The organism is Rhodoferax sp. RT4P68 (assembly GCF_056521305.1).
Map to the genome: position 1 here is coordinate 131,358 of NZ_JBWMBB010000006.1, position 24,054 is coordinate 155,411.

18 protein-coding genes are annotated in these 24,054 nt (G+C 68.7%); 14 read left to right on the plus strand and 4 right to left on the minus strand.

Annotation, left to right across the window (positions count from 1 at the left end; genetic code table 11):
* The first annotated feature begins 7 nt into the window (after positions 1-7).
* Both AC099J_RS14920 and AC099J_RS14925 read left to right on the plus strand, forming a co-directional pair.
* Positions 8-2,218 (plus strand): PepSY domain-containing protein, encoded by a 2,211-nt coding sequence (locus AC099J_RS14920; protein WP_479616059.1) that lies wholly within the window; start codon positions 8-10, stop codon positions 2,216-2,218.
* A complete protein-coding gene (locus AC099J_RS14925; RefSeq protein WP_479616060.1) occupies positions 2,199-3,194 on the plus strand; it encodes an FAD:protein FMN transferase in 996 nt (331 codons plus the stop codon). Before AC099J_RS14920 ends, AC099J_RS14925 begins: the two co-directional genes overlap by 20 nt.
* Here the strand turns inward: AC099J_RS14925 and AC099J_RS14930 are convergent.
* Positions 3,182-5,650, minus strand: coding sequence for a cation-translocating P-type ATPase (locus AC099J_RS14930; protein ID WP_479616061.1), 2,469 nt, complete (start codon positions 5,648-5,650; stop codon positions 3,182-3,184). The genes AC099J_RS14925 and AC099J_RS14930 overlap by 13 nt on opposite strands.
* 76 nt (positions 5,651-5,726) lie before the next feature.
* Here AC099J_RS14930 and AC099J_RS14935 point away from each other — a divergent pair, with 76 nt between their 5' ends.
* Positions 5,727-7,127 carry a YihY/virulence factor BrkB family protein gene (locus AC099J_RS14935; RefSeq protein ID WP_479616062.1) on the plus strand — a complete coding sequence of 467 codons (1,401 nt, stop codon included), beginning with the start codon at positions 5,727-5,729 and terminating at the stop codon, positions 7,125-7,127.
* Positions 7,128-7,138: 11 nt separating this feature from the next.
* Here AC099J_RS14935 and AC099J_RS14940 read toward each other — a convergent pair whose 3' ends face one another.
* Entirely contained in the window at positions 7,139-10,024 is a 2,886-nt protein-coding gene (locus AC099J_RS14940) for a cation-translocating P-type ATPase (RefSeq protein ID WP_479616063.1), read from the minus strand.
* 416 nt (positions 10,025-10,440) lie between these two features.
* On the opposite strand from AC099J_RS14940, the gene AC099J_RS14945 reads away from it, so the two are divergent.
* From AC099J_RS14945 to AC099J_RS14960, 4 genes are all read left to right on the plus strand, one after another.
* Positions 10,441-11,160 carry a Crp/Fnr family transcriptional regulator gene (locus AC099J_RS14945; protein WP_479616064.1) on the plus strand — a complete coding sequence of 240 codons (720 nt, stop codon included), beginning with the start codon at positions 10,441-10,443 and terminating at the stop codon, positions 11,158-11,160.
* Between the two features lie 175 nt (positions 11,161-11,335).
* The gene (locus AC099J_RS14950) at positions 11,336-11,815 is read left to right on the plus strand and encodes a hypothetical protein (protein ID WP_479616065.1); all 480 of its coding nucleotides are present in this window, start codon (positions 11,336-11,338) and stop codon (positions 11,813-11,815) included.
* Positions 11,812-13,314 carry an ATPase domain-containing protein gene (locus tag AC099J_RS14955; protein WP_479616066.1) on the plus strand — a complete coding sequence of 501 codons (1,503 nt, stop codon included), beginning with the start codon at positions 11,812-11,814 and terminating at the stop codon, positions 13,312-13,314. The genes AC099J_RS14950 and AC099J_RS14955 overlap by 4 nt, the downstream gene beginning before the upstream one ends.
* Before the next feature lie 13 nt (positions 13,315-13,327).
* Positions 13,328-14,104, plus strand: a complete 777-nt coding sequence (locus AC099J_RS14960) for a diguanylate cyclase domain-containing protein (protein ID WP_479616067.1) — start codon at positions 13,328-13,330, stop codon at positions 14,102-14,104.
* 5 nt (positions 14,105-14,109) lie between these two features.
* Here AC099J_RS14960 and AC099J_RS14965 read toward each other — a convergent pair whose 3' ends face one another.
* Positions 14,110-14,793: a Crp/Fnr family transcriptional regulator gene (locus AC099J_RS14965; protein WP_479616068.1), complete on the minus strand. Its 684-nt coding sequence runs from the start codon at positions 14,791-14,793 to the stop codon at positions 14,110-14,112.
* Positions 14,794-15,083: 290 nt separating this feature from the next.
* Here AC099J_RS14965 and AC099J_RS14970 point away from each other — a divergent pair, with 290 nt between their 5' ends.
* The 6 genes from AC099J_RS14970 (at position 15,084) to AC099J_RS14995 (ending at position 20,910) form a co-directional block, all read left to right on the plus strand.
* The gene (locus tag AC099J_RS14970; RefSeq protein WP_479616069.1) at positions 15,084-15,332 is read left to right on the plus strand and encodes a PAS domain-containing protein; all 249 of its coding nucleotides are present in this window, start codon (positions 15,084-15,086) and stop codon (positions 15,330-15,332) included.
* A 12-nt stretch (positions 15,333-15,344) separates the two neighbouring features.
* Positions 15,345-16,901 carry a putative bifunctional diguanylate cyclase/phosphodiesterase gene (locus AC099J_RS14975; protein WP_479616070.1) on the plus strand — a complete coding sequence of 519 codons (1,557 nt, stop codon included), beginning with the start codon at positions 15,345-15,347 and terminating at the stop codon, positions 16,899-16,901.
* Between the two features lie 79 nt (positions 16,902-16,980).
* Positions 16,981-17,217, plus strand: a complete 237-nt coding sequence (locus tag AC099J_RS14980; protein WP_479616071.1) for a hypothetical protein — start codon at positions 16,981-16,983, stop codon at positions 17,215-17,217.
* A 14-nt stretch (positions 17,218-17,231) separates the two neighbouring features.
* Positions 17,232-18,830, plus strand: a complete 1,599-nt coding sequence (locus AC099J_RS14985; RefSeq protein WP_479616072.1) for a bifunctional aminoglycoside phosphotransferase/ATP-binding protein — start codon at positions 17,232-17,234, stop codon at positions 18,828-18,830.
* Positions 18,827-20,059 carry a cardiolipin synthase ClsB gene (gene clsB / locus AC099J_RS14990; protein ID WP_479616073.1) on the plus strand — a complete coding sequence of 411 codons (1,233 nt, stop codon included), beginning with the start codon at positions 18,827-18,829 and terminating at the stop codon, positions 20,057-20,059. The genes AC099J_RS14985 and clsB overlap by 4 nt, the downstream gene beginning before the upstream one ends.
* Entirely contained in the window at positions 20,056-20,910 is an 855-nt protein-coding gene (locus AC099J_RS14995; RefSeq protein ID WP_479616074.1) for a DUF6920 family protein, read from the plus strand. Before clsB ends, AC099J_RS14995 begins: the two co-directional genes overlap by 4 nt.
* Before the next feature lie 51 nt (positions 20,911-20,961).
* Here AC099J_RS14995 and AC099J_RS15000 read toward each other — a convergent pair whose 3' ends face one another.
* Complete coding sequence (locus tag AC099J_RS15000) at positions 20,962-21,927, minus strand: cation diffusion facilitator family transporter (RefSeq protein WP_479616075.1); 966 nt, start codon at positions 21,925-21,927, stop codon at positions 20,962-20,964.
* A gap of 288 nt (positions 21,928-22,215) precedes the next feature.
* On the opposite strand from AC099J_RS15000, the gene arsA reads away from it, so the two are divergent.
* The gene (gene arsA, locus AC099J_RS15005) at positions 22,216-24,054 is read left to right on the plus strand and encodes an arsenical pump-driving ATPase (protein ID WP_479616076.1); all 1,839 of its coding nucleotides are present in this window, start codon (positions 22,216-22,218) and stop codon (positions 24,052-24,054) included.

Below are 24,054 nucleotides of genomic sequence, written 5' to 3' on the forward strand. Positions count from 1 at the left end.
GGCCCACATGAGCTGGAAGGCAGTCCACCGCTGGCTGGGCCTGACGCTCGGCACCCTGGGCGTGGTGCTCGGCGTCACCGGCGCCATCCTGGCCATCGATCCGGTGCAGCAGGCCTGGCAGGCACCCGCCGCGCCGGTCGATTTGCCGGTGGCCACGCTGGTCGAGCGCCTGGCGCATACCGTCCCGGGCGTGGAAGAAATTCGACGCCTGCCGTCGGGTGCCATCGTGGTGTTCAGCTTTGCCGGCGATCAGCCGCAGGCGACTTACGTCGACCCGGCCGATGGCAGGGTTCTGGGGCCGTGGCAAGCATCGGCTTTGCCGCGGTGGGTGAAGAACCTGCACCGCTCGCTGCTGTTGGGCGACGCCGGGCGCTGGGGCGCCGCGGGCACTGCGCTGGCGATGGGCCTGCTGTGCGGCTCTGCCCTGGTGTTGCTGCTACGGCGCATGGGCGGCTGGCGCCGGCTGGCATCGCGGGTGCGTGGCTCGCTGGCGCAGCGCATCCACGTGGTCGCGGGCCGTGTGGTGCTCGCCGTCCTGTGCCTGACCTCGCTCACGGCACTGACCATGAGCGCCTCTACCCTCGGACTGGTGGCGCTGGACACCCGGGCCGAGCCCGAAGTGCTCTCGGTGGTCACAGGCCAGCCTGCCATGCCCGGCGCTCAGCTTGCCACGCTGCAACGCCTGGCGGTGCAGGATCTGCGCAAGATGAATGTCCCCGCCGGCAACGACCCGCAGGACACCTGGAAGGTCGCCACCGCCCAGGGTCAGGGTTGGATCGACCGCTACTCGGGCGTGATGCTGGTGTGGCAGGACGCCACCTTGGCCCAGCGCGTCTACGACCTGGCCGTGGTGCTGCACACGGGCGAAGCGGCGTGGCCATGGGCCGTGGTGCTGGGGCTGGCGGGCACCAGCGTGCTGCTGTTCTGGCTGTCCGGCATCGTCATCTGGTGGCAGGCACGCCGCCAGGCGCCACACATCACGGGCAGCAGCCCTGTGGCACAGGCCGACGTGCTCATCTTCGTTGCCAGCGAAGGCGGCAGCACCTGGGGCTTCGCCCAGACGCTGCAGGATGCGCTGAACCGGGGCGGCCACCGCGTCCACACCGGCGCGCTGGAGAACTTCCGGACCACGGCCGCCACGCGGCAGGTGTTTGTGCTGGCCGCAACCTATGGCGAGGGCCAGGCCCCGGCCCACGCCAGCCATGCCCTGGAGAACATCGCCAGGCGCAGCGCCGGTGCTGTGCCGGTGACGGTGGTGGGGTTTGGCGATCGGCAGTTCCCAGCCTTCTGCGCCTTTGCCGAGGCGCTGGATCAGACGCTGCGCGCACAGGGGTGGCCCGCGCTGTTGCCCCTCGAGCGCATCCACCAGCAGTCGGCGCAGCAATTTGCGCGCTGGGGCATGGCGCTGGCGCAGGCGTTGAGCGAGCCCCTGGTGCTGGAGCACGTGCCGCGCGTCCCACCCACCGCGACGCTCACGCTCACGACGCGCCAGGACTACCCCGGTGCCGGTGGCGGGCAGGCCACGGCGATCCTGCGCTTTGCGTGGCCCGCGCAGGGCCTGGGCGCACGCCTGCGCGGGCACGGGCTGGCGCGGTTTGCAGCGGGCGATCTCGTGGGGATCGTGCCGCCGGGTTCGGCCGTGCCGCGCTACTACTCGCTGGCGTCGGGTTGGGACGACGGGTACCTGGAAATCTGCGTGCGCCAGATGCCCCAAGGTGTGTGCTCGACGCACCTGCTGGGCCTGCAGCCGGGGGATGCTGTTGCGGCATTCATCCGGTCCAACCCCGGCTTTGCACTGCCACGAACGCGCAGGCCGGTGCTGTTGATCGGGGCGGGCACCGGTGTCGCGCCGCTGGCCGGCTTTATCCGCCGCAACGACGGGCACCATCCCATGCACCTGTACTTTGGTGGGCGCGACCCGGCGCGGGATTACTTCTTCGGCCCCGAGATCCAGCGCTGGCTCGGCGAAGGGCGCCTGTCGACCGTGCAGGCGGTCTTCTCCCGCGTGCCGGGTGGCGGTGGCTACGTGCAGGACGCGCTGCGCCGGGACGCCGGGCAACTGCGCGACTGGGTGACGCAGGGGGCCATCGTGCGAGTCTGCGGCAGCAGCGCCATGGCCCACGGCGTGGCGGCCGCGCTGGACGAGGTGCTGGCGCCACTGCGGTTGAACGTATCGACGTTGAAAGCCCAGGAGCGCTATGCCGAAGATGTCTTCTGAGTCGGCTGCGCTGTGCAAGCGCAGCACCCTGCACGGCCCGACCATGGGCACACGCTGGTCCGCCAGTGTCGACGCCGACCCCACCACGGACCTGGCAGCCCTGCACCGGGACCTCGCCGCTGCGGTGGAGCAGGTCGACGCGCAGATGTCGCCCTGGAAGCCGGACAGCGACCTCGCACGCCTGAACCGCGCGCCTGTGGGCACCTGGGTCGGCCTGGCCGCAGACATACGCGAAGTACTGGGGGGTGCGCTGGACGTCCAGCGCCTCAGCAACGGCGCATTCGATCCGTGCGTGGGGGCGCTGGTCGACGCCTGGGGGTTCGGCGCGGTGCGCGATGCGCCGGATGGGGAGGCCATCCGCGCCGCTCGCCAGGCCATGCCGCGCAGTGCGCACGGGTGCCTGGAGCTTGACGTGCCCGCAGGCCGCGCCCGCAAGCGTTCGCCCCTGCAACTCGACCTGTGCGGCATTGCCAAGGGCTACGCAGTGGACCGCATGGTGGCGGTGCTTCGGCAGCACGGTGTGCGCCATGCGATGGCAGCGCTGGATGGCGAGCTGCGTGCGCTGGGCGCGCAGGCCAGCGGTGTGCCCTGGGCGGTGGCGCTCGAACGCCCCGAGGACGGGCGCCGCGCGGTACACGGGGTCATCGAACTGGAGGATCTGGCCGTGGCGACCTCGGGCGACTACCGACGCTATGTGAAGGTGGGCGAGGCGCGCCTTGCGCACACCATGGACCGGCGCCGCAGCGCGCCAGTGAACAATGCCGTGGCATCCGTCACCGTACTGGCACAGAGCTGCATGCATGCGGACGCCTGGGCCACGGCCCTGCTGGTGGCAGGCCCCGGCGAAGGTCTCGCCTTGGCACAGCGCATGGGCTTGGATGTGCTGTTCCTGCTGCGCAGCGCAGAGGGATTGGTGGAGGTGGGGTTGGGCCGCTTCGGCGGCGCCGCAGATCGGTCGTCTTTTCAGTCGGGCTGACGTCTCATGCGCGAGGCCAGGCCAAGGCTCATCACGCCGATCAAGGCACCGCCCCCCGCCAGCAGCAGCCAGTCCACGGCGTGCAGGGGCCGCAGGTTCAATAGCCGGCTGATGGCTGGAATCTGGATGATCACCACAAGCGACAAGAGCACGGCAGCGACGAGCCACCGCGTGGTGGCCTGCTGCAGCCTGGTCAGACCGCTTGTGATGCCGGCGCTGGCGACCAGCAGCACCGCCAGCGCCATCGCGCGTGCGTGCTCGACATCCTGGTCGGCACCGAGCGCGACAAGGTAGCTCCAGACCACGGCAATGCTCACCACGCCGCCGAGCAGACCGATCCACAGCCAGATCTCGGTCGAGAAGAATCGTGCCTGTTGGTGACGCTGCACGCTTGCAAGCGGCCCGAGCATGGGCAGATCCTGGAAGGCCAGCATGGCAGTCGGGTGAATGACCAGTTCGAGCCACACGATGTGGATGGGCATGAACAGCAAAGGCAGGCCCATCAGCGGGATCGCTGTCGCTCCGATCACGATCGGCAGGTGCACGAGCAGTAGGTAGGCGAAAGCGACCCGCAGGTTCTGGAAGAGCTGGCGACCTTCTGCCACAGCGTCGACGATCGTCCTGAAGTTGTCATCGAGCAGGACCACTGGTGCCACCTCGCGTGCACTGCGCGTGCCGCGCTCTCCCATGGCCACGCCGACGTCGGCCTGGCGAAGCGCAGGTACATCGTTGACGCCATCGCCGGTGACGGCCACCAGTTCTCCTTCGGCTTGCAGCGCTTTGACCAGGGCGAGCTTCTGGGTTGGAGTGGCCCGCGCCACGACGTGCAGCCCGGGGTGGGCGCCCAGCACGACACCGGCGTCGTCCTCGGGCGCGAGAACCACGACATCCGGAGCTGCTCCCCCGAGCCCGATCTCGCGGGCGATCGCCGCTGCCGTGGCAGGGTGGTCTCCGGTGACCATGATCACGCGCATGTTCGCGGCCATGCAGTCGGCGATTGCCTCCCGCACGCCGTCGCGCACAGGGTCCTCGAAGGCCAGCAAGCCTGCAAACTGAAACCCTTGCGCGGGTTCGGTGCTGACGGGGGCGTCTGCGGGCATCTGGCGGCGGGCGCAAGCGATGACTTTGTGCCCGGACTGGGCGTACTCCTCCACCCGGGCGATCCAGCCGGCTCGCGCATCGTCGGACAGGTCACACAGGGCCAGCACGGTTTCCGGGGCACCTTTCGTGTACGCCGTTGTTTCGCCAGCAGCCTGGGTCCAGACAACGGTTTCCCGACGCCTGGCCTCCGTGAATGGGAAGTCGGCCAGCCGATCGGCTTGCGGCAAGGGCCCCGCTGCGCCGTGCAGGGCCTGGTCGAGCGGATCACCGCTGTCCGGCCTCGCGGCGAACGTGGCCACCTGCAGCACAGAGGTGTCATCCATGCCCTCTGCGGGCGCCCGATGGGCAAGTACCAGAGAGCCCGCGGTGATGGTTCCGGTCTTGTCCGACACGATGCACGTGATGCGGCCGATGTTCTCGACGGCGACCGCCCGGCGCACCAGCGCCTTCTTGCGCGCCAGCCGGAAAACCCCTACACCGAGAAAGAACGTGTAGACGACGGGAAACTCCTCGGGCAGGGCCGCCACCGCCAGCGTCACCGCGCTCAAGAGCGCGTCGATCCACCCGTGGCCGTGCCACAGCCTGACGGCTGCAAGCACAAGGCACATCGCCACCGCACCACCGAGCAGCACGGCCACCAGCTCCCCGATGGCCTTTTGCAGCTGGGTCGCCGCATGGCCACCTTCGGTCGCAGAACGAACGATCTCGCCATAGCGCGTGTTGCTACCGGTGAACACGATGCGCAGACAGGCGGTACCGGTCAGCAGGCGTGTCCCCGCCGTGCCCCAATGTTCCTCCGATGTGCTGGGCGGCAGAGGAGCGCTGGCATCCAGCGTGCGCTTGGCCACCGGCAGGGACTCGCCGGTCAAGGTTGATTCATCCACCTGCAGGCCCACACCGCAGACCAGCAGACCATCGGCTGGGAAGTAGTGGCCTGGGGTCACCTCGACCAGGTCGCCGGGAACCAGTTCTCGCGAGGCAATGTCCCGCCAGAGCCCGTCTCGCAGCACCCGTGCCGAGCTGGCCAGCCGGCTTGCCAGGCCAGCAGCCGAGGCAGCGGTCCTTCGATGCAGATAGGCGTCCATGCCGAGCAGCGGCGCCATTGCGAAGAGGAGCGTCACCGACTCCGCCGTCTGGCCCAGCAGTCCGAAGAGAACGGCAGTGAGCACGAGGAACCACAACATGGGGTCGCGCGCCGTGTCACGCGCAACGACTTTCCAGCTGCTGGAAGCGTGCGGGACGATGTCGTTGAAGCCGTGGACCTGCTGCTGGTGCGCGACCTGTGCTGCGCTCAACCCCACAGTGCCCGAATCCAGGGCGGGCAGGGTGTCGAGCGGAATACGTCGCTGGCTCATGGGGTGTGAGGTGGTGACAAGAAAGACCCCGGCAACACCGGTCCGACAAGTTGGCAGCACAACCAGCGACCGGACATTGACGATCATCAGTTGCGCGACAGAAGCCCGTCAGCGCGCGTGGAACCGCCCTGGGTTTCGCCGTGACCCATGGCCGTGGGTCAGGCCGGCATGGCCTCTCCACATCCCTTCTGGTCATCGCGGTGTAAGACGCAGCGACGATGGCGGCGGGATCGCCGCCGACGCGTGCGTCTTCAAAGAGCCCTTACGCTTCCCGGATGATTTTTCTCCCAAGTCCTCACTCGCTGCTGCGGTGCAGCCCCGTGTCTTTGGCCCCTGTCGGCGAGAGGGTGTCGACGTGAAAGCCTCACAGTGGTGGCAGGTGTGCAAGGACACCGTCAAGGCCTGGTCCGATGACTTCGCACCCAGCATGGGGGCGGCGATTTCCTACTACACGATGTTCTCGCTTGCCCCGTTGCTGGTGCTCATCATCGCGATCGCCGGGCTGGTGTTCGGCACGGAAGCCGTGCGGGGGCAGATTGCGGGACAGCTGACGAGTCTGATGGGCCAGGACACCGCGAAGGCGATCGAGGGCATGATCGAGAGCGCCACCTTGAGTGACAGCGGCTGGTGGGCCAGCGCTCTGAGCGTGATCGTGTTGATAGTGGGTGCCACCAGCGTGTTCGCCGAGCTGCAGAGCGCGCTCGACCGCATCTGGCACGTGCCGGAATCCAAGAAGCCCAACGGTTTGTGGGGCCTCTTGCGGGCCCGGCTGTTTTCGTTCGGCCTCATCCTCGGGCTGGCGTTCCTGCTCATGGTGTCGCTGGCGGTCAGCGCGAGCCTGGCGGCGCTGGGGACCTTCTTCGGCGGGCTGATGCCAGGGCAGGAGCTGCTGTTGCAAGCGCTCAACCTGGTGGTGTCGCTGAGCGTGCTCACGGTTCTGTTCGCCATGATCTTCAAGCTGATGCCCTCCGTCCAGGTGGCCTGGCGCGATGTGTGGCTGGGCGCAGCGGTGACGGCCGTTCTGTTCGAAGTCGGCAAGCTGCTGATCGGGCTGTATCTGGGCAAGAGCAGCATGGCCGACTCGTTTGCAGGCGCCGGCGCCTTGGTGATCCTGCTCGCGTGGGTGTACTACGCCGCGCAGATCTTCCTGCTCGGCGCCGAATTCACCAAGGTCTATGCGCACGGACATGGATCGGCGCGCGGCCGGCCGTTCCCCGCCGACGCTGCAACGCCCACAGGCCGAACCGCCGAGACCCCGGCACCGTCGCCGACAACCACGACAACCACGACACCCACGACACCCACGACACCCTCTGCCGCAGAGCCGTCGGTGCAGGCGCGCCTGGCCAAGGCAGGCGCCGAAGCCTTACCGCAGCTCGTCCTGCTCGGCGTTCTGATCTTGCTGCGGGGCGTGGCGGAAAGTCGCATCCCCACGGAGTTGCGGCGGATCAAAACCGCCAGGCGGCGTGCGAAGTAGCGATCGCACGCTCAGCGCCGCCGCAGCAGCTTGCGCCCTTCGCTGAACCAGAGCACCCCGCTGGCCATGGCCACGCACACCCCCCACTGGCCCGGCGTCAGCGGCACCGTGCCGAACGCGAGGTTGAGAAAGGGCAGGTGCACCACCGCCACCTGCAGCGCCGCTGACAGCGCCACCGCGCCCCACAGCCAACCGTTGGAGAAGGACGCGCGAAAGGCCGATACGGTGGCCGAGCGCGCATTGAAGCAGTTGAACAGCTGCGTCAGCACCAGCACCGTGAAGGCGGCGGTGCGCGCCAGCTCCAGGCTGTGCGGGCCGGTGCCCAGCCAGGCATCCACCGGCTCGACCATGCCGCCAGGCAGGAACAGATCCAGCGTCACAAGCGTCAGCAACGCCATCACGACACCGGCCTCCAGCACGTTCAGCCCCAGGCGGCCATCGATGATGCGCTGGCTGCGCGGGCGTGGCTTGCGCGCCATGACGTCGTCGGCGATCGGGTCCACGCCCATGGCCAGCGCAGGCCCTGTGTCGGTGACGAGGTTGATCCACAGAATCTGCGTGGCCAGCAGCGGCAGCACCACCGCGCCGCCCGATCCGGTGGCCGTGGCTTGCAGGCCAATGACACCGGCGCCCACCACCCCGGCAAACACCGTCAATACCTCCGCCAGGTTCGAGGACAGCAGGTAGCGCAGAAACTTGCGGATGTTGTCCAGCACGCCGCGCCCCTCGCGCACCGCCAGCACGATGGTGGCGAAATCGTCGTTCGCCAAAACCATGCGGGCCGCCTCCTTGGTCACCTCGGTGCCGGCCACGCCCATGGCCACGCCGATGTCGGCCGCCTTCAGCGCCGGCGCGTCGTTGACGCCGTCACCCGTCATCGCCACCACGGCGCCATGGCCCTGCAGCGCGCGGACGATGCGCAGCTTGTGCCGGGGCGCCACGCGGGCGAACACCGAGGTCTGCAGCACGGCCGCAGCGAAGGCGGCGTCGTCGGCCAGCGTGTCGAGTTCGATGCCCGACAGCACGGGTGCGCCGGGCTCGACGATGCCCAGGTCGGCGGCCACGCGCGACGCCGTGCGCGGGTGGTCGCCGGTGATCATGATCACGCGGATGCCGGCCCGGCGGGCCTCGGCAATGGCCACCGCCGCCTCTTCGCGCGGCGGGTCGATGATGCCCACGGTGCCCAGGTATTCCAGGCCCTGCTCGAGCGCGGCTGCCGCCGTGGCTTCCTTCGGCATCTGCGTGCCCGGTGCCAGCGTGCGGCGCGCCACCGCCAGCGTGCGCAGAGCGTCACCGGCCATCGCCGCCACGTCATCGAGAATCTGGGCCTGCAGCGCCGCGTCGAGCGACACCGTGTCCGCGCCGCGGCGCGCGTGCGTGCATAGCGCCAGCAGCACGTCGGGCGCGCCCTTGACGAACAGCACCGGCGCGGCGCCGTTCGCACGGTCGGCCACCAGCACCGACATCATCTTGCGCTGCGAAGTGAAGGGGATCTCGCCGATGCGCTCGAAGCCGTTGGCCCAGGCGGCCGCAGGTGCGCCTGCCCGTGGTGCTGGTGTCAGCTTGTGTGCGGCGACGAGAAACGCCGCCTCGGTCGGGTCGCCCTGGATGGCCCAGGCGCCGGTCTCGTCCTGCTGCAGCTGGGCGTTGCCGGCCAGGCTGCCGCCTCGCAACACGGCCTGCAGCTCGTCGCGCAGGGCACCGGCGGGCAGCTCGGCACCTGCGTGCTCGGCGCGGCCCTCGGGCGCGTAGCCCACGCCGGTGATGTCGCTGCGCCCCGATGCCGTCATGACCCGCTGCACCGTCATCTCGCCGCGGGTCAGCGTGCCCGTCTTGTCCGATGCGATGACGGACGCCGAGCCGAGCGTCTCGACAGACGCCAGCTGCTTGACGATGGCGTGGCGGCGCGCCATGCGGCGCACGCCCATCGCCAGCACCACCGACAGGATGGCCGGCAGGCCCTCGGGCACGGCGGCCACGGCCAGCGATACGCCCAGCAGCAGCACGGTGACGACATCGGCCACGCTGTGGACATCCGAGATCAGCAGGATGGTGGCCACCACGACACCGGCGATGACCAGCGCCGCGATGCCCAGCACCTTGCCGACGTAGGCAATTTCCACCTGCAGCGGCGTCGGCGCATCGGGCGTCGTGTCCAGCAGGGTGGCAATGCCGCCCAGTTCGGTCTGCATGCCGGTGGCGGTGACGATGGCGCGGCCGGTGCCTTGTGCGACTGCCGTGCCCTTGAAGACCATGTTGAGCCGGTCGCCCAGTGCCGCAGGCGCAGGGAGCAGCGCCGCATCCTTGCGCACGGCCTCGCTCTCGCCGGTCAACGGCGCCTCCAGCAGCATCAGCGCGGCGGCCTGTGCCAGCCGGGCATCGGCGCCGACCGCGTCGCCTTCGGCCAGCACCAGCACATCACCGGTGACGAGTTCGGCGCTGGGTACCCGGGCCACGGCGCCATCGCGCAGCACCGCCGATGTGGCGGTGGTCATCCTGGCCAGCGCCGCCACGGCGTGCGCCGCCTTGGCCTCCTGCACATAGCCCAACACCGCGTTCAGCACCACCACGCAGGCGATGACGATGGCATCCAGCGGCCAGCCGGCTGCACCAGGGTGGCCGCGGCCTTCGAACCACCAGGCGGCCAGGGCCACAGCCGCAGCCGCACCCAGCAGGTACACCAGAGGGTCCTGCAACTGCGCCAGCGCGCGACGCCACAGCGGCACGGGCGGCAGTGCCCGCAGTTCGTTGGGCCCGTCGGCACGCAGCCGATCCGCAGCTTCTTGCGTGCCGAGGCCGCGCTGCAGGTCGGTGCCCAGGCTCAGGGCCAGGTCGGCGATGTCCGTCAGCGACGGGTCATGCGGTGGTGAGGAATGCGGGGCAGCCACCGCCGTCATGGTCGGGTGGGCACTGGCGCCGCGCCTGCGTACGTGCAGCGCGGTGCACGCGGTGGCAGGAGCGGGAGCGTTGGGATCATTCGCATCGATTGTCGCGCTCCATGCCAGCGGCGCTGTGCGCTGTCGTACAGAGGCTCGCCCGCGCATCGCCTGTATCGCTGAAGAAGAAGCAACCACCTCAACGTACCAAACTTAAAAAAAGCGGCCTTGTCCTACGCGAAAATGCGACATCCGGGTGGGCAGATGTTGCGGTAGCGACGATGGTCGGTGTGCAGCATGGCGCCTATCGTTCCTATGTGCGCTATCGAACAGAAAAGATGCATGGTCCCGCTAAGATAAATCGAGGCTTTGCCAATATGGCAGAGCTTTCTTCGTCTGCTTGCAGCTCCACCCCAAGACTCTCAGGAGTTGCCGCCATGTCCAATGCCATCACATCCGTTCAGAACCATTTGCTCGCCGCCCTTCCAGCTGTCCAGTGGAAGCGATGGCAGCCGGATCTGGAGCTGGTCGAGCTTGCGCTCGGCCAGGTGGTCTATGAGTCCGGCCGCGTCATGAGCCATGTGTACTTCCCGACGACCGCCATCGTGTCTCTGCTGTACGTGATGGAGAACGGCGCATCGGCCGAGATCGCTGTCGTCGGCAACGAGGGCATCGTCGGTGTGTCGTTGTTCATGGGCGGCGGTTCCACCCCGAGCCGGGCCGTGGTGCAAAGCGCCGGCCATGGCTACCGCTTGAAGGCGGAAGCCATGCAGGCGGAGTTCGACCGCGGTGGCCCGGTGCTGCACCTGTTGCTGCGCTACACCCAGGCGCTGATCACGCAGATGGCCCAGACTGCCGTGTGCAACCGCCACCACACGCTGGACCAGCAGCTGTGCCGCTGGCTGCTGCTCAGCCTGGACAGGCTCACCGGCGTCGACCTGAAGATGACGCAGGAGCTGATCTCCAACATGCTGGGCGTGCGCCGCGAAGGCGTGACCGAGGCCGCGCTGAAGCTGCAAAAGGGGGGCCTCATCCGCTATTCGCGTGGCCGCATCAAGGTGCTGGACCGCGCCGCACTGGAGGAGCGCTCCTGCGAGTGCTACGCCGTGGTGAAGAAGGAATACGACCGGCTGCTACCGCCTGCCATGGCGTCCTAGCGCAGCCGGCTGCCGACGCACATCACGTGGCGGGAAGCGCCAGGTTCTGCTCATGCGGGCCGAACCGGACGGCCCCATCTGCGGCAACGTGCGCCATCGCACAGACCTGTGCGCGGGACCTCGCTAACTTGGCTGAATCTGCAGCCCCTGGCCCATCATGGATCGGACTCTCGGTATGCACCCGCAACTGCAGTTGAAGGATGTGGTGGACCCCGATCGCCCTGACACGGGTCGCGGCGGGTGTGAGCGTGTCGCAGCGCTTCTTGCGCAGCTGGTCGACTCCGGCGCGCCTGCGGTGGAGATTGCCGCTGTGGTCGTCGCTGCACTGCGAGACGTCGAAGCAGCACTGAAGCCCATCGTGGGGGAGCGGGGCGTCGCCGCGCTGTACCGGCGCACCCTGCATCTGGCCGCGCCGGCGCACGCGTGGCTCCCGAGCGCGCCGCAAGCCGCGTGCATGGCGACCGAGCTGAACGTATTGGCCACCGCTCTGGCGCAGCAGCCTGCCACGGCTGCGGCCTCGGCAGGTCGTGATCTGCTGCACGCTTTCGTGGATCTCTTGACCAGTCTGATCGGCTCTTCCTTGACCGAACGTCTTCTGTGCCCGGTGTGGGCCAACCTGTTGAGCGGGCCGTCCGCACGAGGCACCACGTCATGAGCAGCAAAGTGACCATCAACCGCCTGAAAACCGGCGTGCCGGGGTTGGACGAGATCCTGGGCGGGGGCTTGCCCGAGTTCTCCTTCAACCTGATCGCCGGCCAACCCGGCAGTGGCAAGACGACGCTTGCACACCAGATCATGTTCGCGCTGGCAACGCCCGAGCGCTCCGCCCTCTACTTCACGGTCCTGGGGGAGCCGCCGCTCAAGATGCTGCGCTACCAGCAGCAGTTCGGGTTCTTCGATGCGGAGTCGATCAACCGGGCCGTGCGGTTCGTCAATCTGTCGGACGATGCGATCGCCGGCAATCTGGACCTGGTGCGCAAGCGCATCGTGGACGAAGTGACATTGCACGGGCCGGCGCTGGTGTTCGTCGATTCGTTTCGCTCGATCGTTCTGCCGACCGAAGGCGACGCGCGGTCGCACCACAAGCTGCAGCAGTTCGTGCAGCAGCTCGGCGTGCTGATGACCAGCTGGCAGGCCACAACCTTCCTGATCGGCGAATACCTGGTCGCGACCGACGCCGATCCGGTCTTCGCCGTCGCCGACGGCCTGATCTGGTTGCGCCAGAGCGTGCAGCGCAACTCGATGGTGCGAAAAATGGAGATCCTGAAAATGCGCGGCCACGCGACCTTGCCAGGACTGCACACGTTTCGGATCACCGCGTCGGGGATCGAGGTGTTCCCGCCTGCGCACGGCGCGGGTTCGACGCGGGCTGTTGTCGATGCGCTGCGCGCCGCGCCGCGGCTGCGGATGGGCAATCCGCAACTGGACGACATGCTGGGTGGCGGCCTGCCACGCGGCTATTCCCTGCTGGTGGCCGGTCCCTCGGGGTCTGGCAAGAGCATCATGGCCACTGCGTTTCTGGCCGAGGGCGTCCAGGCGGGCGAAACCGGCGTGATCGCCGTGTTCGAACAGCACACGAACCGGTCGCGCAGCCGCACCATCGGCAATCTGGTGGCCGCCGGCCAGGTCGGCCTGGTGGAGAACCGGGCCGCCGACCTTTCGATCGAAGAGGTCGTCTACCTGCTGCTGCGCGAGATTCGACGGCTGGGCGCGAGCCGGGTCGTGATCGACTCTCTGACCGGCTTCGAACTCGCGCTGGCGCCGACCTTTCGCGAGGACTTTCGCGCATCGCTGTCGAACCTGGTGGCCGCCTTGGCCGAGACCGGTGTGACCGTTCTGATGACATCCGAGCTGGAAGACCGCTACACAGATCTGCGCTTCAGCCCCTATGGAACCGCCTTCATGACCGACGCGATCATCGTGCAGCGCTACATCGAGGTGGACAGCCGGCTGCGGCGGGTGATGGCGGTGGTCAAGGTGCGCGCGAGCGCCCATTCGGACCAGCTGCGCGAGTTCAGCATCGATGCGCAGGGCATTCACATCGGCGACATGCTTGCCGACCGGGAAGGGCTCCTGGGCGGCAGCCCGACCCGCACGCCGGCAGAACCGAATGCAGCATTGGCCGCGCCAGATGCCGGTGCGCAGCTGCCATGAAAGCGCGGACGCCGTGAGCGAAGCTCCACGCCCGCTGAGCGCAGCGGCCGAGTTGGCTGCGGCACAGCTCGACCGCCTCAACGCGCAGGTGGCCGCCATGCGCAAGGTGCTGGCGCAGTTGATGCAGGAAGTGGTCGTGGCCGAGCGCCGCCTGGCCAAAAGTGCGCCGCGCCAGCTGCTGGAAGCCAACGAGCACCTCGTCGTCAGCGCTTTGCTGGCCGTCTCTGAGGCCGAGGCCGCCAAGGACGCGCGGGATGAGGCTTTTCGCGTCGGCGGGCTGGACCCGCTGACCGGCTTGCCGAACCGCACGGTGCTGCTGGTCCGGTTCGAGACCGCCATCTTCAACGCGAAGCGCCATGGCAAACGCGTGGCGCTGCTGTTTCTGGACCTGAACGACTTCAAGGGCGTCAACGACACGTGGGGCCACGCGGTCGGCGACCAGGCCCTGCAACGGGTCGCCGATGGTCTTTCCTCGCTGGTGCGCGAGACGGACACGGTCAGCCGCCACGGCGGCGACGAGTTCGTTGTCCTGTTGGCCGAGGTCAACCATCTTGCGGATGCGCAGCTGGTGGCTGAGAAGGTGCATGCCAAGCTGGCGGCCTGCCACGCGCTGGACCGCCATCCGGTGCGCCTGCGCGCCAGCATCGGCATCAGCGTCTACCCCGAGGACGGCGACGATCCGACCTCGCTGATCGACCGCGCCGACGCTGCGATGTACCTGGCCAAGAAGGAAGGGCCCGGGGGCTTCACATTCCATGGCGACCGTCCCTCGCACCACGGATCGGCTTGAACCGCCTACAGCACGTCCGCGTACACCTTGCAGTCGGCGGCATAGCAGCTGCAGGCAGCGGCTTCGAGCCCGGCGCGGTCGCGCACCGTGAGGCTGCCACGGGTGTATTCGATCAAGCCGTCGCGCTGCAGGTCTCCGGCGGCGGCGGTGATCCCGACCCGGCGCACGCCCAGCATGTAGGCCAGGAATTCCTGCGTCACGTAGAAGGTGTCGGCGTGCGCGCGGTCCTGCGTCATCAGCAGCCAGCGCGCCAGCCGGGGGCCGATCCGGTGGTACCTCAGGCACGCCGCCGAGGTCGTCAGCTGCGCCATGAGCACGTACAGGTAGCGGTCCAGGCCGCGTTGCAGTGACACGCTGCGCTTCAGTTCGATCTGAAATGCCTGTGTGCCGATGCGCCATGCATCGCCAGGGCCCTGCACCAGCGCACGCAGCGGTGCGGTCACGACGCCCAGGGCCAGCTGCGCACCGACCATGCCTTCGCTGCCGACCATGCCCACTTCCAGCGCCGGGTGATCGGGAACCAGTGTGACCAGCGAGATGAAGCCTTCGGTGGGGAAGTAGACATGCCGGGTCGGCGCACCCGGTTCGCACAACACCTCGGACAGCACCAGCCGGACCGGCTCGCATATCGCCAGCAACCTCGCTTTGTCGACGCGGGGGAGGGACTCGATCAGGTGGTTGACGGCCAAGGGTGCTTTCGCGTTGCGGACAGCCCGTGTCAGGTGGAGTGGGTGCGGCGGCATCCGATGACGCTGGCGCTGACACTGCAAGTGTGGGGCTGCCGAGCGGTCAGCACTGTCTCCCAGCGCACATAGTGGGTCATTCGGCGCCACCCGGCACGTGGCGGCACCGTGTCCGGGGTGCAGCACTGTCGGGCTGCGTTCTCCACCGCACAGACCATCGGGCCTACCAATGGCCTGATGCAAGGATGGCGATCGCACATCCGAGTCGGCTGGTGGTCGAGCCTGCAGGAGCGCCCATGGCCCAAGACGCCACCTTCAAGTTCCGACCGCATGTCGCGGACAGCCTTCAGAGTGCATCGCATGCGCGGCCGCATCTGGTCGAGCTGTGCGAGAAATGCGCCGACGGCCGGTACGGGATCGAGCTGGTCGACACCGAGCGCCGCCTCAGCGACCTGTTCAGGAACGCGGAGCTGGCAGCCGTGGTGCTGGATTGCGACGCGCGCATCACCTACTGCAACCCTTTTTTGCTGCAGCTGACCGGATAGCGCAAGGAAGAGGTGCTGGGGCAGGACTGGTTCGCGCTCTTCATGCCGGCCGAGCTCGGCGACATGAAGCCGGTCTTTGCGGCGCTGCTGACCGATGCGCCGCAGGCCTGGCATGTGGAGCAGGAGATCTACACCCGCGCGCGCGAGCGGCGCCTGATCCACTGGAGCAACTCCGTGCTGCGCTCTGCGACGGGCGTGGTCATCGGCACGGCCAGCATGGGCGTGGACGTCACCAAACAAGCCCACGCCAACCGCAGGATCCAGCGCCTGCATCTGTCCTTCTGCGATGTGCTTACCGGCCTGGCCAACCGCAGTCTGTTCCTCGAACGCCTGGCGCATTACCTGCGCAGCGCTGATGACAACGGCGAGCGACTGGCCCTGTACGTGATCGACGTGGAGCGGTTCAAGAACATCAACGACAGCATGGGGACACCGGCGGGCGATGCCGTGCTGCGCCAGATCGCCGAGTGGCTGGAGGCCAACGTGGGCGACACCACCTTGCTGGCGCGCGTGGGCGCGGACCGCTTCGCGATCGTCCAGCCCGTGGTGGACGCAGAGGAGGACCTGGAGAACGCCATCCGCGTGCGTTCGCAGTCGTTTGCAGACCACGCTTTCGACGTGGGCGACGCCGTGGTGCGCCTCGCCTTCAAGACCGGCATCGCCGTGTCGCCGCGTGACGGCGCGGACGCGGACACCCTGTTCAAGCATGCCGAGGCGGCCTTGAAGCAGGCCAAGGCCCTGGGCGAGCGCCACCTGTTCTACGACCGCCGGATGACGGTGCGGATGGCCGGCAAGGTGACGCTGGAAAGCCGGCTGCGGCAGGCGCTGGACCGCGACGAGTTCGTCTTGCACTACCAACCCAAGATCGAGCTGCGTGGCGGCAGGGTTACCGGCGCCGAAGCCCTGATCCGCTGGAACGAACCGGGCTCCGGCCTGGTGGCGCCCGGGCTTTTCATCCCGTTGCTGGAGGAGACCGGGTTGATCCATGAAGTCGGCCGCTGGGCGCTGCGCCGCGCCGTGGCGGACAGGCTGCGCTGGCGCACAACCGGCCTGCACACCGTCCCCATCGCCGTGAACGTGTCGCCCTTGCAGCTGCGCAACCGCAGCTTCATCGATGAAATCAAAGACGCCATCGGCACCGACCCGCAAGCGGCGGCGGGGCTGGAGCTGGAGATCACCGAAAGCGTGATCATGGACGACGTGCGGCACAGCATCGACAGCCTGACCCACATCCGCGCGATGGGCGTGCGGGTCGTGATCGATGACTTCGGCACCGGCTTTTCTTCACTGAGCTACCTGTCCCGCTTGCCGGCGGACAGCCTGAAGATCGACCGGTCCTTCGTGACCGACATGACCGCCACGCCGCAGGGTCTTGCATTGGTGTCCACTATCATCGAACTGGGGCACGCGATGGGCCTCAGGGTGGTGGCCGAAGGCGTCGAGGAAGAAGAGCAGCAGCGGCTGCTGCACCTCTTGGGCTGCGATGAGATGCAGGGCTTCCTGTTCAGCGCACCGGTGGCGGTCGAGGACTTCGAGGCCAGGTTTCTGGTGCCGGCCACGCCCGCGTGATGCGCTATGTGCGCTGGCGAACGGATGGCCGCCGGCGGACGGCGTACGGTAGTGCTTCCCTCACGAGATGCGAGTTCCTATGAGCATTTCCAGTCACAGTGCAGCCACGCTGGTACGTGCGTACCTGGCTGGGCGTTCGATGGACGAGTGCCTGTTCGGCGCCGTGGTGTGGATGGCCGAGAGACGTCAGGCAGCCGGCTTGACGCCGGTGTTGGACCAGCGCCTGCAGATGGACATCGACAGCCAGGCCCAGGGCCCCACAGGGTCCTGCCGCTGCGCGCCCATCACCGCGCAGGCGTCGCCGGCGATCCAGTGACCGGGCCAGCGGCTGTGGACGCCCTCGCCCAAGGGCGCGAGCGTGTGGCGGCATGGCGGGCGTCGCTCGAAAGGTCCCAGGGTGCGGCGGTGCAGTTGGTCGAGACCCACATCTCCTGGGTGCTGCTCACGCCGTCACTCGCCTACAAGTTGAAGAAGCCGGTGCGGCTGCCGTTTCTCGACTTCTCCACGCTGGCCGCGCGCCGCCACGATTGCGAGGAAGAACTGCGCCTGAACCGGCGCTTGGCACCCGCCTTGTATCTGGATGTGGTGGACATTCGCGAGGGCCCGCAAGGCCCGGTGCTCGGTGGCGACGGGCAGGTGCTGGATGTCGCCGTGCGCATGCGCCGCTTTCCCGACGGCGCGCTGTGGAGCGACATGCTGGCCAACGGCACGCTGGCGGCGCAGCACGTCGACGCCATGGCGCAGACGCTGGAGGCGTTTCACCGGGCGGCTGCCGTGGCGCCGGCGGGCAGCACGTTCGGGCTGGCTGCCGTCCACCAGCGCGTGGTGCAGGGGCTGATCGATGGGATCGAGTCGTCGCAGGTGGCAACGTCGACGCCGGCTCTCGCACTCGGCTGGCCGGCCCTGCGGACGTGGCTGGCGCAGCAGCAAGACGCCTTGGCGCCGCTGTGGCTTGCGCGCCAGCGCGCGGGCCGCGTGCGTGAATGCCACGGTGACCTGCACCTGTCCAACGTGCTGCAGCTCGAGGGCCGCGCGACGGCCTTCGACGGCATCGAGTTCGACGCGGAGATGCGCTGGATCGACGTGCTCGACGACATGGCCTTTCTGGCGATGGACCTGCTGGCGCACGGGCGGCGCGACCTGGCGTTTCGCTTCATCAATGCGTACCTGACCACCAGCGGCGACGACGAGGGCCTGCCCGCGCTGCGCTACCACCTGGTGTGCCGTGCGCTGGTGCGAGCCCACGTGGCGGCGCTGGCCGGCCGGCAAGGGGGGGCGCCCACCAGCGGTTGCAGCGCCGCGCACTACCTGGCGTTGGCGGTGGCCTTGTCGCGCGGGGCCGATGCGCGCCTGGCCATCACGCACGGGCTGCCGGGTTCGGGCAAAAGCTTCGTCGCTCAGGCTGTGGTGGAGGCGGTCGGCGCGATCTGTGTGCGCTCCGATGTCGAGCGCAAGCGCCTGTTCGGGTTGGGCGCCCTCGAATCGTCGGCGGGGCGTGTGCCGGGCGGCATCTATGCCCACACGTCCACCGTGCGCACGTATGCGCGGCTGCTGCACACCGCGCGGCGCGCGCTGTCGGCGGGATGGCCGGTCGTCGTCGACGCCGCCTTCCTGTTGCGGGCCGAGCGTGATGCGTTCGCCGCACTGGCTGCATCCACCGCAGTGCCGTTCACGATCCTGGACTGCCAGGGCGCGCTGGCGTTGCTGCGCTCCCGGATCGAACGGCGCCAGGCCACCCGGTCTGACCCGTCGGAGGCAGACGCCGCCGTGCTCGATCGGTTGGCGGGGGTGGACGAGCCGGTCACCCACCCGGAATCCGTGCGCGCCATCGTGGTCGACGCGGCGCAGCCGGTCTCGCCGGAGCAGATTGCGCAGCGCTGGCTTGCAGCGGTTGCGCCAGGTCGTGAAGGTGGGACCAAGTCACCATGAACTCGCACTGGGTACCTGGCAACCGCATCACCTTGCTCGAAAACGGCGAGGGCTTTTACCCGCGCGTGTTCGAGGCCATCGGCGCGGCCCGGCACGAGGTGCTGCTTGAAACCTTCATCGTCTTCGACGACAAGGTGGGGCGCGCACTGCAGCAGGCGCTGCTGCTCGCCGCTGGCCGCGGCGCCAATGTCAACGTGCTGCTCGACGGCTGGGGCTCGCCCGACCTGCCGCCGTCGTTTCTGCAGCCGCTGCGCGAGGCGGGCGTCCAGTTGCGCAGTTTCGAGCCGGCGCAGCGCCTGTTCGGTGCCCGCATCAACATGCTGCACCGCATGCACCGCAAGCTGGTGGTGGTGGATGGCCGGTGCGCGTTCGTGGGCGGCATCAATTTCTCTGCGGACCACCTGGCCGACTTCGGCCCGCTCGGCAAGCAGGACTACGCCGTCGAGATCGAGGGCCCGCTGGTCGGCCAGATCCACGCGTTCTGCCGCGCCAGCCTGGCCTCGCCGCAACCGGCGCGACGTCAGTGGCTGCAGCGCTGGCGCCAGCGGCGTGCGCACGACCGCGACCTCGGCCTGCACGACGAGGCGGACACCGCAGCCGCCACGCCGGGCGCACGCGCCGCCTTCGTGACGCGCGACAACTGCAGCCAGCGCACCGACATCGAGCGCCACTACCGCGCTGCCGTGCGCACGGCGCGGCACCGCGTGCTGATTGCCAACGCGTACTTCTTTCCCGGCTACCGCCTGCTGCGCGATCTGCGCCGCGCGGCCCAGCGCGGCGTGCAGGTCGATCTGGTGCTGCAGGGCCGGCCCGACCAGGCCTGGGCGCAACATGCGTCGGAACTGCTGTATGGCTACCTGATGCGTGCCGGTGTGCGCGTCTACCTTTACGAAGAACGCCCGCTGCATGCCAAGGTGGCAGTCGTCGACGACCGCTGGGCCACCGTCGGATCGAGCAACCTCGACCCGACCAGCCTGGGCCTGAATCTGGAGGCCAACGTCGTGGTGCGCGACGTGGCCTTCGCCACGCGCCTGCGCGAGCAGATCGAACACCTGATACAGCAGCGCTGCGAGCGCGTGCGGCTGCCAACACCGGGGCCGTTGCGCTCAGCCTGGATCGCGCTGCGCAGCCTGGTCGTCTACCACGCCATGCGCCACTTTGCGGCCTGGGTGCAGCGTTCGCCGAATGCAGCGCCACGGGTGGTTGCGCTGCAGGCCGAGCCGAAATGAGTGCGCCTGTGGTGATGGCGGCGGCCCTGCTCGCGGCTGGGGCAGTGGCGGGCGGCATCCGCTACGGCAAGTCGCGCTGGGCGGCGGCCACCGACACGCTGCACACGACGCTGCAATCGGCCCGGTCCACCGCCGTGCTGCCGGTGTTCGGCATGCACGAGTTGCAGGGCCTGCCCGCACCCGTGCAGCGGTATTTCCGCGCGGTGCTGACCGAGGGCCAGCCCATGGTCGCTGCCGTGACGCTGGCGCACCAGGGCCAGTTCAACATGAGCGCGACCGCAGCGCGGTGGAAGCCCTTTGCCGCCACCCAGCGCGTGGTCGTGCGGCGTCCCGGCTTTGTCTGGGATGCGCGCGTGCGGATGCTGCCCGGCTTGCCGGTCCACGTGCACGACGCCTATGTGGCGGGGGCAGGGCGGCTGCACGCTGCCGTGCTGGGGCTGTTCTCAGTGGCCGATCTGCAAGGTACGCCGCAGTTGGCACGCGGTGAGCTGATGCGCTGGTTCGCTGAGGCCGTGTGGTACCCCACTGCCCTGCTGCCCAGCCAGGGCGTGCGCTGGCAGGCCGTCGATGCGCACGCCGCGCGCGCCACCTTGACGGATGGGGACATCACGCTGACGCTGCAGTTCCATTTTCAGGATGACGGCTTGATCGACACCGTGCGCGCCGATGCGCGAGAGCGCGTGGTGGACGGAGTCGTCACCACCGCACCCTGGCAAGGGCGATTCTGGAACTACGCGCTGCGCGATGGCATGCGCGTGCCGCTGGACGCCGAAGTGGGCTGGGACCTGCCACAGGGCCTCCAGTTGTACTTTCGTGCGACCACGAGTTCGCTGGCGTATGCGTTCCATTGAGCCCCTGGCCGGCGCACACCTGGTCGATGCTTGGCAACGTCGCCCCGTCAATCAGTGAACGTGGGGGTGCGCCGGGGAGGGTGGTGCGGCAGCCGTCATCGACACCCCCGCTGGCGCCAGCGTGGCGCAGGGCGCTGTGAAGGGCACCCGCACGATCTGGATCGTCACGTGCTCGATCTCGAACCGGTCGTGCAACTGCGCAGTGGCATGCTGCAGAAACGCGTCGTCTGCGTCGCCATGCGGCATCACCAGATGCGCCGTCATCGCGATCTGTGAGGTGCCCATCGCCCACACATGCAGGTCGTGCACCCGCTCGACACCGGGCAGCGACTCCAGCAGGGCCTGCACCGCGTGCAGGTCCACGCCGTCCGGTACGCCGTCGAACAGCAGGTGCAGCGACTGCTTGAACAAGCTCCAGGTGCCGACCACGATGACGGCGGCAATCAGCAGGCTGACGACAGGGTCGAGCCAGGTCCAGCCGAACCACAGCGCCAGGCCGCCGACCACCACCACGCCGGCAGAGACCAGCGCGTCCGCCGCCATGTGCAGGAAGGCGCCGCGGATGTTGAGGTCGCCCGCCCGACCCCGCATGAACAGCAGCGCCGTGGCGGTGTTGACCACGATGCCGATGCCGGCCACCACCATGATGGTGACGCCCTCGACCGCCTGTGGTGTCTGCAACCGGTGCGCCGCCTCCCAGACCAGCGAGCCCATGGCCACCAGCAGCAGCAGGGCATTGAGGAAGGCGGCCAGGATGCTGGCGCGCTTCCAGCCATAGGTGTGGCGGGCATCGGGGCGCAGGCGCCCGGCCAGCGCGCCGCCCCAGGCCAGCACCAGGCCGAACACGTCGCTGAGGTTGTGGCCGGCATCGGCCAGCAGGGCCAGCGAGTCGATCTTCCAGCCATAGAAGGCCTCGACCGCGACGAAGGCGATGTTCAGCGCGATGCCGATGCCGAAGGCGCGGTCGAAGTTGGCCGGTGCGTGGCTGTGGTCGTGGCTGTGAGCTTTCTCGGTCATGGGTGCGTCTTCATGGAACGATGGGGGCATGCCGGCACATCTCACCACGAATCTCCGGCCTTTGGGCGCGCCACACTGCGCTTGCACCAGGCCGTCCAATCTTCAGGCGCCCAGTGTGCAGGCCGGTGCTGCTGGCGATGCCTGCGAGCACGCCAATGTCGATGCCGAAGTCTCTTGGCTTGATCCAAGTCACGGCCGCATCTGCGTATTGGGCGAGGATGGAGCACTGGCCTGTCTTGCGCGAGCCCCATTGCTTGCAGCGTTGGTCTCCACATGGAAGTAGTCGACATGAACACCACAGTGCCCGGACCCGATGACGCACAAGCCGCCGTGGAGCCCAGCCAGCTCGGGCTCTTGCGCCACCCCACACGCCATTTGTTCTTCACCGGCAAGGGCGGCGTCGGCAAGACCTCGCTGTCCACTGCCACCGCGCTGACGCTGGCCGACGCCGGCAGCAAGGTGCTGCTGGTCAGCACCGATGCAGCGTCGAATCTCGATGAAATGCTGGGCATCGAACTGCGCAACACGCCCACGCCGGTGCCGGGCGCCCCCGGCCTGTCGGTGTTGAACATCGATCCGGACACGGCGGCCGAGTCCTACCGGCAGCGCGTGGTGGCGCAGATGGGCGCCGGCGCCAGCGATGCCGAACTGTCCACCGTGCGCGAGCAACTGTCGGGCGCGTGCACCACCGAGATCGCGTCGTTCGACGAGTTCGCCTCGCTGCTGTCGGGCGACAGCGAACACTTCGACCACATCGTCTTCGACACGGCGCCCACGGGCCACACCTTGCGCCTGCTCAGCCTGCCCCAGGCATGGAGCGGGTTCCTGGCCGGCAACGACCGGGGCGCCTCCTGCCTGGGCCCGCATTCGGGCCTGAAGATGCAGGAGGAACGCTTCAAGGCCGCACTGGCCGCGCTGAGCGATCCGGCCCTGACCACGGTCGTCCTCGTGACGCGGCCCGACAAGGGCGCGATGGCCGAAGCGGCGCGCACGTCCGACGAACTGCGTGCGCTGGGCCTTCGCAACCAGCGTCTGGCGGTCAACGGTGTCTTTCATGCGAGCGAGCGCACGGATGCCGTGGCGATGGCCATCGCCGCCCTGGGCCAGCAGGCGCTGGACGAGATGCCGCCGGTCTTGCGCGCCTTGCCGCAGGACCAGATCCCCCTGCGGGCGTTCGACACCGTGGGCTTGCCTGCGCTGCGCGCATTGCTGGCCGGTGGCGTCGCGTCCGGCAAGGCAGCCACGCTCGCGGTCGTCGAGCACGATGGCGACCTGCCAGGTCTCGCTGCCCTGGCCGACGAGCTGGCCGCAGCTGGGCATGGGCTGATCATGGTCATGGGCAAGGGGGGCGTGGGCAAGACCACCGTGGCGGCCGCGCTGGCCTTGGGGCTGGTGCAACGCGGCAAGACCGTGCACCTGAGCACCACCGACCCGGCCGCGCACCTGGCCGTGACGCTGCAGGGCGAGGTGCCCGGCCTGCGGGTGGACCGCATTGACCCCAAGGCCGAGACGCAGCGCTACATCGACAAGATCATGGCGGCCAAGGCACCGGGGCTGGATGCGCAGGAGCAGGCCCTGCTGCTGGAGGACCTGCGCTCCCCGTGCACCGAAGAAGTCGCCGTGTTCCACGCGTTCTCGCGCATCGTGGGCGAGGGCCGCAGCGCCTTCGTGGTGCTGGACACCGCCCCCACCGGCCATTCGCTGCTGCTGATGGACGCCACCGGCGCCTACCACCGGCAGATGCTGCGCGAGTTCGAAGGCCACGGCGCCGGCCGCGTGGTCACGCCCCTGATGCGGCTGCAGGACCCGGCGTACACGCGGATCATTCTGGTGACGCTGCCGGAGGTGACGCCGGTGTCCCAGGCCGCCGCGCTGCAGGACGACCTGCGCCGCGCCAGCATCGAGCCCTATGCCTGGGTGCTCAACAAGAGTGTGCTGGCGGCCGGCACGCGCGACCCACTGCTGGCGGCGCGCCTGGCCGGCGAGCGCAAGCAGCTGCAAAGAATGGCCGGCGGCCTGGCCAGGCGCCTGTTCACGGTGCCCTGGCTGACGCTGCCACCCATCGGCGTCGAGGCGCTGTCGGAGTTGGTGGTGCCACAAGACCAACAGCGGGCCGGCATGAAGTGA

Coding starts and splice junctions, on each gene's coding strand:
- AC099J_RS14920 (WP_479616059.1), top strand. CDS start 8: ATGAGCTGGAAGGCAGTCCACCGCTGGCTGGGCCTGACGCTCGGCACC.
- AC099J_RS14925 (WP_479616060.1), top strand. CDS start 2,199: ATGCCGAAGATGTCTTCTGAGTCGGCTGCGCTGTGCAAGCGCAGCACC.
- AC099J_RS14930 (WP_479616061.1), bottom strand. CDS start 5,650: ATGAGCCAGCGACGTATTCCGCTCGACACCCTGCCCGCCCTGGATTCG.
- AC099J_RS14940 (WP_479616063.1), bottom strand. CDS start 10,024: ATGACGGCGGTGGCTGCCCCGCATTCCTCACCACCGCATGACCCGTCG.
- AC099J_RS14945 (WP_479616064.1), top strand. CDS start 10,441: ATGTCCAATGCCATCACATCCGTTCAGAACCATTTGCTCGCCGCCCTT.
- AC099J_RS14950 (WP_479616065.1), top strand. CDS start 11,336: ATGCACCCGCAACTGCAGTTGAAGGATGTGGTGGACCCCGATCGCCCT.
- AC099J_RS14955 (WP_479616066.1), top strand. CDS start 11,812: ATGAGCAGCAAAGTGACCATCAACCGCCTGAAAACCGGCGTGCCGGGG.
- AC099J_RS14970 (WP_479616069.1), top strand. CDS start 15,084: ATGGCCCAAGACGCCACCTTCAAGTTCCGACCGCATGTCGCGGACAGC.
- AC099J_RS14980 (WP_479616071.1), top strand. CDS start 16,981: ATGAGCATTTCCAGTCACAGTGCAGCCACGCTGGTACGTGCGTACCTG.
- clsB (WP_479616073.1), top strand. CDS start 18,827: ATGAACTCGCACTGGGTACCTGGCAACCGCATCACCTTGCTCGAAAAC.
- AC099J_RS14995 (WP_479616074.1), top strand. CDS start 20,056: ATGAGTGCGCCTGTGGTGATGGCGGCGGCCCTGCTCGCGGCTGGGGCA.
- AC099J_RS15000 (WP_479616075.1), bottom strand. CDS start 21,927: ATGACCGAGAAAGCTCACAGCCACGACCACAGCCACGCACCGGCCAAC.
- arsA (WP_479616076.1), top strand. CDS start 22,216: ATGAACACCACAGTGCCCGGACCCGATGACGCACAAGCCGCCGTGGAG.